The 11,665-nt window shown below is 59.6% G+C and carries 14 protein-coding genes; 11 read left to right on the forward strand and 3 right to left on the reverse strand.

What is annotated here, in order from left to right; all coding sequences use genetic code 11:
* Positions 1-34 precede the first annotated feature (34 nt).
* The 10 genes from BUE09_RS00465 to BUE09_RS00510 all read left to right on the forward strand — a co-directional run bounded on the left by BUE09_RS00465 (position 35) and on the right by BUE09_RS00510 (position 7,159).
* Positions 35-1,009 (forward strand): KpsF/GutQ family sugar-phosphate isomerase, encoded by a 975-nt coding sequence (locus BUE09_RS00465; RefSeq protein WP_073298771.1) that lies wholly within the window; start codon positions 35-37, stop codon positions 1,007-1,009.
* Entirely contained in the window at positions 1,010-1,531 is a 522-nt protein-coding gene (locus BUE09_RS00470) for a KdsC family phosphatase (protein WP_073298772.1), read from the forward strand.
* A gap of 8 nt (positions 1,532-1,539) precedes the next feature.
* Complete coding sequence (lptC, locus tag BUE09_RS00475; RefSeq protein WP_073298773.1) at positions 1,540-2,112, forward strand: LPS export ABC transporter periplasmic protein LptC; 573 nt, start codon at positions 1,540-1,542, stop codon at positions 2,110-2,112.
* Positions 2,099-2,644 carry a lipopolysaccharide transport periplasmic protein LptA gene (gene lptA, locus BUE09_RS00480; RefSeq protein ID WP_073298774.1) on the forward strand — a complete coding sequence of 182 codons (546 nt, stop codon included), beginning with the start codon at positions 2,099-2,101 and terminating at the stop codon, positions 2,642-2,644. Before lptC ends, lptA begins: the two co-directional genes overlap by 14 nt.
* A complete protein-coding gene (lptB, locus tag BUE09_RS00485) occupies positions 2,644-3,369 on the forward strand; it encodes an LPS export ABC transporter ATP-binding protein (RefSeq protein ID WP_073298775.1) in 726 nt (241 codons plus the stop codon). The genes lptA and lptB overlap by 1 nt, the downstream gene beginning before the upstream one ends.
* Positions 3,370-3,514: 145 nt before the next feature.
* Positions 3,515-5,032 carry an RNA polymerase factor sigma-54 gene (locus BUE09_RS00490; RefSeq protein WP_073298776.1) on the forward strand — a complete coding sequence of 506 codons (1,518 nt, stop codon included), beginning with the start codon at positions 3,515-3,517 and terminating at the stop codon, positions 5,030-5,032.
* 77 nt (positions 5,033-5,109) lie between these two features.
* A complete protein-coding gene (hpf, locus tag BUE09_RS00495; protein WP_019342613.1) occupies positions 5,110-5,418 on the forward strand; it encodes a ribosome hibernation-promoting factor, HPF/YfiA family in 309 nt (102 codons plus the stop codon).
* 6 nt (positions 5,419-5,424) lie between these two features.
* The gene (gene ptsN / locus BUE09_RS00500; protein ID WP_073298777.1) at positions 5,425-5,889 is read left to right on the forward strand and encodes a PTS IIA-like nitrogen regulatory protein PtsN; all 465 of its coding nucleotides are present in this window, start codon (positions 5,425-5,427) and stop codon (positions 5,887-5,889) included.
* Between the two features lie 131 nt (positions 5,890-6,020).
* Positions 6,021-6,878, forward strand: a complete 858-nt coding sequence (rapZ, locus tag BUE09_RS00505; protein ID WP_073298778.1) for an RNase adapter RapZ — start codon at positions 6,021-6,023, stop codon at positions 6,876-6,878.
* Between the two features lie 8 nt (positions 6,879-6,886).
* Positions 6,887-7,159, forward strand: coding sequence for an HPr family phosphocarrier protein (locus BUE09_RS00510; protein ID WP_073298779.1), 273 nt, complete (start codon positions 6,887-6,889; stop codon positions 7,157-7,159).
* 166 nt (positions 7,160-7,325) lie between these two features.
* On the opposite strand, the gene pmbA is transcribed toward BUE09_RS00510, so the two are convergent.
* On the reverse strand, positions 7,326-8,672 hold the full coding sequence (gene pmbA / locus BUE09_RS00515; RefSeq protein ID WP_073298780.1) for a metalloprotease PmbA: 1,347 nt from the start codon (positions 8,670-8,672) through the stop codon (positions 7,326-7,328).
* 106 nt (positions 8,673-8,778) lie between these two features.
* Here pmbA and yjgA point away from each other — a divergent pair, with 106 nt between their 5' ends.
* Entirely contained in the window at positions 8,779-9,300 is a 522-nt protein-coding gene (yjgA, locus tag BUE09_RS00520) for a ribosome biogenesis factor YjgA (protein ID WP_019342608.1), read from the forward strand.
* Positions 9,301-9,338: 38 nt separating this feature from the next.
* On the opposite strand, the gene tldD is transcribed toward yjgA, so the two are convergent.
* Together tldD and BUE09_RS00530 are read right to left on the reverse strand one after the other, a co-directional pair.
* Entirely contained in the window at positions 9,339-10,781 is a 1,443-nt protein-coding gene (gene tldD / locus BUE09_RS00525; protein ID WP_073298781.1) for a metalloprotease TldD, read from the reverse strand.
* A gap of 2 nt (positions 10,782-10,783) precedes the next feature.
* The gene (locus BUE09_RS00530) at positions 10,784-11,629 is read right to left on the reverse strand and encodes a carbon-nitrogen hydrolase family protein (RefSeq protein ID WP_073298782.1); all 846 of its coding nucleotides are present in this window, start codon (positions 11,627-11,629) and stop codon (positions 10,784-10,786) included.
* Positions 11,630-11,665 lie beyond the last annotated feature (36 nt).

Consider the following 11,665-nt stretch of genomic DNA (forward strand, 5'->3'; position numbering starts at 1 on the left):
AATCGCGCGTTTTCATCCAGGCGATCACACAGACATGAGCCAGAGCAGCCAGCTGATTGAGACTGCCCAGCGCACCATCCGCATGGAAATTGAGGCGGTGGAGCAGCTCAGCACCCGCATCGATGAACATTTTGTAAAGGCCTGCGAGCTCATCCTTCAGTGCAGTGGCCGAGTGGTTGTCGTAGGTATGGGTAAGTCCGGCCACATCGGCAACAAGATCGCCGCCACGCTGGCCAGCACTGGCACCACGGCATTCTTCGTCCATCCGGCCGAAGCCAGTCATGGCGACATGGGCATGATCACCCGTGACGACGTGGTACTGGCCCTGTCTAACTCGGGCACGACCAACGAGATTGTGACGCTGCTGCCACTGATCAAGCGCCTTGGCATCACCCTGATCAGCATGACGGGCAATCCGGAGTCGGTGCTGGCCAAGGCAGCAGCGGTCAATATCGATGCGAGCGTCGCCATTGAAGCCTGCCCTCTGAACCTTGCACCGACTTCATCGACCACCGTCAGCCTGGTCCTGGGTGACGCGCTGGCGATTGCCCTGCTGGAAGCGCGCGGTTTCACCGCCGAAGACTTCGCTTTCTCGCATCCGGGTGGCGCACTGGGCCGACGCTTGCTGCTCAAGGTCGAACACGTGATGCACGCCGGTGATCGCCTGCCGCTGATCAGCCGCGGCACATCACTGCGCGACGCCTTGCTGGAAATGACGCAGAAAGGCCTCGGCATGACAGCGGTAGTTGAAGCAGATGGCCGACTGGCAGGGATCTTCACCGACGGCGACCTACGCCGCACGCTGGACAAGGGCATCGATGTTCGTCAGGCCAGCATCGATCAGGTGATGACGCTTCACGGCAAGACCGCGCATGCCGATATGCTTGCCGCCGAAGCATTGAAAATCATGGAAGACAACAAGATCAACGCGCTGGTGGTGGTTGACGAAAACGATCGACCCGTCGGCGCGCTGAACATGCACGATCTGTTGCGCGCAGGAGTGATGTAAATGAACGACCTGTTAAGGCGTGCCCGCGACATTCGCCTGGCCATATTCGATGTCGACGGTGTGCTCACGGACGGCAAGCTGTACTTCCTCATCGACGGCAGCGAATTCAAGACGTTCAATACGCTGGATGGCCACGGCATCAAGATGCTGATCAACTCCGGCGTACGCACCGCAATCATCAGCGGCCGCAAGACGCCGGTCGTCGAGCGCCGGGCGCAAAACCTGGGCATTCAACATCTCTATCAGGGCCGTGAGGACAAGCTTGTGGTGCTCGACGAGCTGCTCGGCGAACTCGGTCTCGACTACGCTGAAGTCGCCTACCTGGGTGATGACCTGCCTGACCTCCCGGTAATGCGCCGGGTTGGCCTGGGCATGGCGGTCGCCAGTGCCGACGCGTTCGTTCGCCAGCATGCCCACGGCGTTACAGCCGCCCGTGGTGGCGACGGCGCGGCGCGAGAGTTCTGCGAACTGATCATGCGTGCCCAGGGCAGTCTCGACGCCGCTCAGGCCGCTTACCTCTAGAGGCACCCATGCTTAGCAGACTCCGTTTCCCCGCCATTCTGCTGCTGATCGCCCTGCTTCTTGTCGCGATCGGCTACTGGAACATTCGCCCCGAGAGCTTCATGCAACAGGCGCCGGCAACCCAGGGCCATGAGTCGCCTGTTGACTTCTACGTTACCAATTCCCGCACCGTGCAATACCAGCCGGATGGCAAGCGTAACTATGAGCTGACCGCGGAAAAGGTGGAGCATATCAAGGCCAGCGATGTCAGCTTGATGACCCGCCCGGATCTGCGTTCCTTTCGCGGTTCCGAGCTGCCGTGGCATGTCACCAGCGAGCGCGGCGAGGTCGGGCCGCAAGGCCAGGAAGTCGAGTTGATCGACAACGTCAGGATCGAACGTAACGACGCCAAGGGGCGTCCGACCATCATCACGACCAGCCGGATGACCGTCCTTCCGGAGAAGGATTATGCCGAGACCCGCCAACCCGTTAGAATCGTCGCCGCAAACGGCGTAACGACCGCTACGGGCATGAAAGCGTATCTAGACGAAGGCAGGATGCTCCTGCTATCCAACGTAAGAGGCCAGCATGAGCTGCGTTAAGACCCTCCCCCTTCTGATCGGTTTAGGCATATTTCTGCTTGGCGCGAATGCCCACGCACTTCCTGAGGATCGCAACCAGCCTATCCGGGTCCAGGCCGACACCGCCGAACTGGACGACCGGCAGGGCGTAGCCGTGTATCGCGGCGATGTGGTCATCACTCAGGGCACGATGAAGATTACTGGCGACACGGTGACCATCACCCAGAACGAGAACGGTGATGTCGAGGTGTTCACCTCCATCGGCAAGCCTGCGTACTACGAACAGAAGCCTGCTGCCGACAAGGAGATCGTCAAAGCTTATGGTTTGACGATTCAGTACTTTGCCGCGAACGAACGCATCGTACTGATCGACCAGGCCAAGGTCGTCCAGGAAGGTAATACATTCGAAGGCGAGAAGATCGTCTATGACACCCAGCGGCAGATCGTCAATGCCGGGCGCGCCACCAATACCGATGTCACCACACCACGCCCGCGCGTGGACATGGTCATCCAGCCGCGCAAGAAAGAGCCGGCAACGGAGCAGCCCGAGTAATGGCGATTCTTAAGGCCCAGCACTTAGCGAAGAGCTACAAGAGCCGTCAGGTCGTACGTGATGTCAGCCTGTCCATCGAAAGCGGACAGATCGTCGGGTTGCTGGGGCCTAACGGTGCTGGCAAAACCACGTGCTTCTACATGATTGTCGGATTGGTAAAGGCCGATCAGGGTCGGGTGCTGATCGACGATCAGGATGTGACACACCTGCCCATGCACGGCCGCGCCCGTGCTGGCATCGGCTACCTGCCGCAGGAGGCTTCGATCTTCCGCAAGCTTTCGGTCGCCGACAACATCATGGCCATCCTGGAGACGCGCAAGGACCTAGATCGCAGCGGTCGCCAACAGGCTCTGGAAAGTCTGCTGCAGGAATTCCACATCCACCACATCCGCGACAGCCTGGGCATGAGTCTTTCAGGTGGTGAGCGGCGCCGCGTTGAAATCGCCCGAGCCCTGGCTACCGCACCCAAATTTATCCTCCTTGATGAACCCTTTGCCGGCGTCGATCCGATTTCGGTTGGTGACATCAAGCAGATCATTCATCACCTCAAGGCCAAGGGCATCGGCGTCCTCATCACCGATCACAATGTCCGCGAAACCCTGGATATCTGCGAGACCGCCTATATCGTGAATGACGGCCAGTTGATTGCCGAAGGCGATGCAGAGACCATCCTGGCCAACCAACTGGTCAAGGAAGTTTACCTGGGACACGAATTCCGGCTTTGATAGCGGTTATTCTGCGCCGACGATCCTACAGGACTAGGCAAAGGCTTCGTTGGCAGGCATATAATTTGCTTACATTGGCGCGCGGCGCCAGCGAAATCGGAACAGGCGCGGTTGCGCCGGCAAACAAGGTTCGAAGTCCTCTGCCATGAAACCATCGCTAGTCTTGAAGATGGGCCAGCAGCTGACGATGACACCGCAGCTGCAACAAGCCATACGATTGCTCCAGCTATCCACGCTGGATCTCCAGCAGGAGATTCAGGAAGCGCTGGACTCCAACCCCATGCTCGAGCGTGAAGAAGACGGAGACGATTTCGACAACTCCGATCCGATGGCCGAGTCGGTCGATAAGAAAACCGACAGCCCGTCCAACGACTCGCCCGAGCACAACGAGCCGGACAATCATTACGAGGAGCCCATCAACACGGTGGAGAACCTCGAGGACGGCGATTGGGGCGACCGCATCCCCAATGAGCTTCCAGTAGACACCGCCTGGGAAGACATCTACCAGACCAGCGCCAGCAGTCTGCCCAGCAGCGACGATGATGACTGGGATTTCACCAGCCGCACATCGTCCGGAGAAAGCCTGCAAAGCCATTTGCTCTGGCAGCTCAATCTCGCACCGATGAGTGACACCGACCGGCTCATCGCAACCACCCTGATCGATTGCATCAATCCTCAGGGATATCTCGACGAAACACTCGAGGAAGTCCTCGAATCGTTTGACCCGGAACTTGAAATCGAACTCGATGAGATCGAGGTGGTGCTGCACCGTATCCAGCAATTCGAGCCCGCAGGCATCGGCGCGCGAGACCTGCGCGAATGTCTGCTGCTGCAGCTTCGCCAACTGCCCGAACGCACCGAGTGGTTGAGCGAAGCGATGCGACTGGTCAGCGATCACCTGGATATTCTCGGCGGGCGCGACTACAGCCTGCTGATGCGCCGTATGAAGCTCAAAGAAGACGAGCTGCGCCAGATCATCGACCTGATTCAATCGCTCAATCCCAGGCCAGGCTCGCAGATCGAAGCCGGCGAGCCGGAATACGTCGTTCCTGACGTAATCGTACGCAAAGACAAAGGTCGCTGGTTGGTCGAACTAAATCAGGAAGCGATGCCGCGCCTACGGGTGAACGCTCAGTACGCCGGGTTCGTCAAACGTGCTGACTCCAGCGCCGACAACACCTTCATGCGCAACCAGCTTCAAGAAGCCCGCTGGTTCATCAAAAGTCTGCTCAGCCGCAACGAAACGCTGATGAAAGTGGCTACCCAGATCGTCGAACACCAACGCGGTTTCTTCGAGCATGGTGACGAAGCCATGAAACCACTGGTGTTGCACGACATCGCCGAGGCGGTGGGGATGCACGAGTCGACCATTTCACGGGTCACCACGCAAAAGTTCATGCACACGCCTCGGGGCATCTACGAACTCAAATACTTCTTCTCGAGCCACGTGAGCACTGCTGAAGGCGGCGAGTGTTCGTCCACCGCCATTCGCGCAATCATCAAGAAACTGGTGGCTGCGGAAAACCAGAAAAAGCCATTGAGCGACAGCAGGATCGCTGGTTTACTGGAGGCACAAGGGATTCAAGTCGCGCGCCGCACCGTAGCCAAGTACCGCGAGTCACTCGGAATCGCACCATCGAGCGAGCGTAAGCGGTTGATGTAACGCCAGACGACCTGGTGGATTTGTTCCGGCGACGGGTGTCAGCCCGTCAATTCGCACGTGGCAATAGGAGATGCAGTATGCAAGTCAACATCACTGGCCTTCACCTGGAAATCACTGAAGCCCTGCGTGACTACGTCGAGGAGAAATTCGAGCGGTTGGAGCGCCACTTTGACCGCATCATTGCTGTGCAAGTCATCCTTCAAGTCGAAAAACTCAGACAAAAAGCCGAGGCCACGCTGCATGTAGCGGGGCGCGAGGTGGTTGCCAACGCCGAGCACGAGGATATGTACGCTGCCATCGACTTGCTTGCCGACAAACTCGACCGACAACTGATCAAACATAAAGAAAAGCAGCTCGACCACCATCAGGGCGTCCTGGCTCGCTGACCCATCATGATCCGAATTGAAAATATTCTGACCCCCGGACGCGCCCTGGTTGGCGTTCCGGGTGGCAGCAAGAAGCGTGTCCTGGAACAGATTGCCAAGGTATTGGGCGGCGACCTGCCTGACATCGACAGCCAAGCAATCTATGAAAGCTTCATCGCCCGCGAAAAACTAGGCTCCACGGGCTTCGGCAACGGTATTGCAATCCCACATTGCCGAATGCCGGGCTGCACCTCACCGCTTAGCGCAGTGCTGAGACTCGATACACCGGTGGATTTCGACGCAATCGACGGCGCCCCCGTCGACCTCTTGTTCGTATTGCTGGTGCCAGAGGCAGCCACCGATGAGCATCTGGAGCTGCTTCGTCAGATTGCCAGCATGCTGGATCGGGAGGAAGTCCGTGAACGGCTGCGCCGAGCCACGTCAGGTCAGGCGCTGTACCAGGCCGTGGTCGACATCCAGAACGGTCAATAGGGTGGAACAACCTTCCATCGCCCGACGCTGAGTGAGGAAAGAGACGTGCCCCCTATCTGCCTGCACACGCTCCGCTGCGGCTACGAACAGCAAACTCTTCGTGGTCGACCCCGGCCCTACGGCGCTGCCCGATGCGCCTGATCATCGTCAGTGGGCGCTCTGGATCAGGCAAGAGCACTGCGCTGGACGTCCTTGAGGACAATGGCTTCTACTGCATCGACAACCTTCCCGCCGGGCTTCTACCCGAACTGGCGGAAAGGGCACTATTGCACACCGAACTGCTGCAGCCTCAAGTCGCGGTATCCATCGACGCGCGCAATCTGCCAAGTCAGCTGAAGCGCTTCCCCGAACTGCTTGAGGATGTACGCGCACGCTATATCCAATGCGATGTGCTTTACCTCGATGCCGCCGACGAGACACTGCTGAAACGCTTTTCCGAGACCCGCCGGCGGCATCCGCTGACAAACCAGAACCGCTCCCTGGCCGAAGCTATCAGTGACGAAGAGCTGTTGCTGGCACCCATCATCGATCATGCCGACCTGAAGATCGACACCACACACCTGAATCTCTATCAGCTGCGAGACACGCTGAAGCTGCGCCTGTTGAACAAGCCCGAACCGGGTACGGCTTTTCTCTTCGAGTCCTTCGGCTTCAAGCGCGGCATGCCGGTAGATGCCGACCTGGTATTCGATGTGCGTTGCCTCCCCAACCCTTATTGGAAGGCGGATCTGCGCGATTTTTCCGGGCTGGACCAGCCCGTGATCGACTATCTCGCTGGCCAAGCGGACGTCGAGGAAATGTTCCAGGACATTCTGGGCTACCTGAGCAAATGGCTGCCGCGTTTCGCTGCCAGCAACCGCGCCTATGTCACGGTGGCCATTGGCTGCACCGGTGGGCATCACCGTTCGGTGTATCTGGCCGAGCGGCTGGGCCAAGCGCTGCGCGAACCCTTGAAGAACGTCCAGGTCCGCCATCGCGATCTGGCTTAGGAAGACAGATGCCTTCGTGTGAAATCACCATCATCAACAAACTCGGCCTGCATGCCCGCGCAGCCGCCAAGTTTGTTGGCGTCGCCAACCGGTTCCCCTGCGACATCCGGTTGGGGCACAGCCCGTCCAGCGTCATAGACGGTAAAAGCATCATGGCCGTGATGATGCTCGCCGCCAGCAAAGGCACCTGCTTGCACCTACGGACCGAGGGCGAGCAGGAGCATGAAGCACTCCAAGCGCTTATCGCCCTGATTGAAGACTATTTCGAAGAGGGGGAGTAAAGCTGCGCTAAGGCTGGAGGCTGTACGAAACCCGACACCCGTAGGAGCGGGCCACGCCCGCGGACCCGCCACGAACACCGCGGCGAACCTCATTCGCGGCCATGGGCCGCTCCCACAGAAACTCGCCGCTACGTAACAAGTACCCTTCTTTCAGCAGCAACTCCACTCAGCTCCCCGCGACCTTCATCCGCTCGATCAGCACCGAGCCGGTGTGGATGCTGCTGCGCCGCTCGACGTCGTTACCCACCGCAACGATCTGGCGGAACATGTCTCGCAGGTTGCCGGCAATGGTGACTTCCTGAACCGGAAACTGTATTTCGCCGTTCTCGACCCAGAAGCCACCCGCACCGCGCGAATAGTCGCCCGTGACCAGATTCAAGCCCTGCCCCATCAATTCGGTCACCAGCAAACCGCGGCCCATGCGACGAATCAGGGCGGCCTGATCCTCGTCACCCTGGGTGACAAAGAGGTTATGCACCCCACCCGCGTTAGCTGTGCTGGGCATGCCCAGCTTGCGACCCGAATAGGTGCCCAGCACATAGGAAACCAGTTTGCCATTCTCGACGAACGGCTTGGCATAAGTCGCCAAACCATCGCTGTCATACCCTGAGCTGGCCAGTCCGCGAGGCAGATGTGGTCGCTCGTCGAGATTGAGCCATTCAGGAAACAGCACCTCGCCCAGCGCGCCTTCGAGGTAGGAAGACTGGCGGTAGAGATTACCGCCGGAAATCGCTGCGAGAAAGTGCCCGAACAGCCCGGTGGCGAGTTCCGCAGAGAACAGCACCGGCACATCGCAGGTCGGCACCGGACGCGCGCCCAAGCGGCGAACAGCACGTTCAGCGGCACGCCGGCCAATCGACTCGGAGGAGGCCAGGTCGCCTGCGACACGGGAGACGTCATAGTGATAATCGCGCTGCATCTGTCCATCGGACTCGGCGATCATCACGCAGCTGAGGCTGTGACGAGAGCTGCAGTAAGCCCCGATGAAGCCATTGCTGTTGCCGTAACCACGACAACCTTGGTGCGTGCTCAGGCTAGTGCCGTCAGCGTTGAGAATGCGCTTGTCCGTAGCGAAGGCCGATGCCTCGCAACTGAGCGCCAGCTCGATGGCTTCGTCAGGGGAGATTCCCCAGGGATGATAGAGGTCCAGGTCCGGCACATCCTTAGCCATCAGTGCTGGATCGGCGAGCCCGGCAAACTCGTCGGCAGACGCATGCTTGGCGATGGCCAGGGCGGCCGCTACGGTTTCGCGAACCGCTTCGTCGCCGCTGCCGGTGGTGCTCGCTGAACCTTTGCGCTGGCCGACATAAAGTGTGATACCGAAGCCCTGGTCGCGATTGAATTCGACCGTTTCGACTTCCCGCTGACGGACCGTAGTGGACAGGCCCTGCTCCATAGAGACTGAGACTTCACAGGCACTGGCCCCTTGTCGGCTGGCCTCTTCCAAGATCTTCGCGACCTGTTCACGCAAGCCTGGCAACGCGTGCGGACCGATCCCCTCGACTTCACTCATACGTACTCCAACAACTGATTCGATCAAGATGCAACCCGCGGTGCTCGGCTGAGCTCCGTCGCCAGGCTGCTGTTATCATGGCGGCATTACCTACTGGACCAGCCCCATGTCTGATATTTCCGATCTCGACGGTTTCGAGGAAAAAAGCAAAACCCAGGTCAAGCGCGAACTGCATGCTCTCCAGGATCTGGGTGAACGCCTCTCTACCCTCAAACCTGATGTGCTAGACCGTCTGCCGCTTACCGACGCACTGCGCAAGGCGCTCGCCGACGCGCCGAAACACACCGCGCATATCGCCCGCAAACGCCACCTGCAATACATCGGCAAGCTGATGCGTGATCAGGATGTCGACGCCATCCTCGCCCTGGTCGACCAGCTCGATGCCTCAACCCGCCAGTACAACGAGCGCTTCCACGCCCTCGAACGCTGGCGCGACCGCTTGATTGCTGGCAATGACGAGACCCTCGAAGCGTTCGTCATCGAATATCCCGAGACCGACCGTCAGCACCTGCGCAGCTTGATTCGTCATGCCCAGCACGAAGCAGCGCGAAACAAACCGCCAGCGGCCAGCCGCAAGATTTTCAAGTACATCCGCGAGCTAGACGAAACCCAACGAGGCTTGCGCTAACCAATAGCCGCAAGTCTCATGAGGTCCAGCAAGCGTCTTTAGCTTCCGGTTCCTCCGACTGTGATTCCATCAATCTTCACGGTCGGCTGACCCACGCCGACCGGTACCGACTGGCCGTCTTTGCCGCAGGTACCGACGCCGCTGTCCAGGGCCAGATCGTTACCCACCATTGAAACCCTGTTCATTACTTCCGGCCCGTTGCCGATCAGGGTCGCGCCCTTAACCGGTGCGGTAATTTTCCCATCCTCGATCAGATACGCCTCGCTGGTCGAGAACACGAACTTGCCGCTGGTGATATCCACCTGTCCGCCCCCAAGACTCGCGCAGTAAATGCCTTTTTTTACCGAGCGGATGATTTCTTCCGGGTCACTTTCGCCCGCCAACATGTAGGTATTGGTCATCCGCGGCATGGGCAAATGCGCATAGGATTCGCGCCGCCCGTTTCCGGTGGGGGCAACGCCCATCAAGCGCGCGTTGAGCTTGTCCTGAATATAGCCCTTGAGTATCCCGTTCTCGATCAGCGTGGTGCACTGCGTCGGCGTACCCTCGTCATCGACGCTCAGCGAGCCGCGACGATTGGCCAGCGTACCGTCATCGACGATGGTGCACAGCTTGGACGCGACCTGCTGGCCCATCCGACCGCTGTAGGCCGAACTGCCCTTGCGGTTGAAGTCGCCCTCCAATCCATGCCCGACTGCCTCGTGCAGCAACACACCGGACCAGCCCGGCGCCAATACCACCGGCAAGGTACCGGCGGGTGCGGCGATGGCGTCCAGATTCACCAGCGCCTGACGCAAGGCCTCGCGGGCATAGCCCATCGCCCGATCGTCGCTGAGGAAATACTCATAGCCAGTGCGCCCGCCACCACCGTGACCGCCGCGCTCGCGTCGTCCGTTCTGTTCAACAATGACGCTGACATTGAAGCGCACCAGGGGCCGTATGTCCGCCGCCATACCACCATCCAGGCCGGCTACCAGGACGTGCTCCCAGACACCCGCCAGGCTTACGGTGACTTGCTTGATACGCGGATCCAATGCCCGTGTGGCAACATCGATACGCTTGAGCAACTCGACTTTTTCTGCCCGACCAAGCCCATCCAGCGGATTGTCTTGTCCGTACAGTGGCGAAAAGGCGGCTTTTGACAGCACTTTGACACGCCCCTGCTGGCCGCTTCTGGCGATTGAACGCGCCGCCTCAGCGGCTTGCCGTAGCGCCTCGGTAGTGATCGCATTGCTGTAAGCAAAACCGGTCTTCTCACCGGAGAGTGCGCGAACACCCACACCCTGTTCGAGATGGAAACCGCCTTCTTTGACGATTCCGTCTTCCAGCACCCAGGACTCGGTCACCTGATCTTGGAAATATAGATCGGCAGCGTCGATGCCGGGGCCAGCCAACTCGCCAAGCAACGCAGGCAGATCATCGAGACCCAGCCCGCCCGGCGTCAGCAAACGCTCGGTGACAGGTAACAACAGTTCACTCATATCTACTCCAAAGTCCCCGAAACGATACAGGGCGCAGTAAAACGACGATGATCCAGCACCGGCATACGTTGGCGCGTCTCGGCCTGACCAGCCGTGTCTCGCTCAACGACCAATGCAGCCTCGCCGGTTGCTTGCTCGCGCATCACGCGCCCCCAGTAATCCAGGATAGACGAATGGCCGTGGGTCAACCGCCCGCCTGGGTGCTCGCCACCCTGCGCTGCCGCCAGCATATAGCATTGCGTCTCGATGGCCCGCGCGCGCAATAACATCTCCCAATGCACCTGACCGGTCACGGCAGTAAACGCCGAGGGAACGCTGATGAGTTCGGCTCCGGCCAGACGCAGGGCCGTATACAACTCAGCAAAGCGCAGGTCGTAACAGACGCTCATGCCCAGCCGACCGACCGGCGTATCGGCCACCACCAGGCGATCGCCCGCAGCGTAATCATCCGACTCCCGATAGCGACCGCGTGCATCGCTGACCTGCGCGTCGAATAGATGCAGCTTGTCGTAGCGCGCCACCCGCTGCCCTTGATCATCGAAAAGCAAAGAGCAAGCCCTGACCTTTGAACGCGGCTGCCCATCGGCCGGCAACGGCAAGGTGCCGGCCACTATCCATAACCTGAGGTCTGTCGCAGCCTGTTTCAACCACGGGAGTATTGGCCCAACGCCTTCGGCTTCGGCACGCCCGACCGCTGGGAGATCGCTGCGGCCCATGGCCGCGAAGTTTTCCGGCAGCACCGCAAGCTGCGCTCCCGCCTCAGCCGCCCTTTCCAGAAGCCTTCTGGCCTTGGTGAGATTCGTCTGGATGTCGGCCTGGCTGGCCATCTGGATAACCGCTAAGGTCATTTTCGATTCTCACTTCAGCCTGTGCCCATTTATCAG

This window comes from Stutzerimonas xanthomarina DSM 18231 (genome assembly GCF_900129835.1).
In the GTDB taxonomy this organism is placed as follows: Bacteria; Pseudomonadota; Gammaproteobacteria; order Pseudomonadales; family Pseudomonadaceae; genus Stutzerimonas; species Stutzerimonas xanthomarina.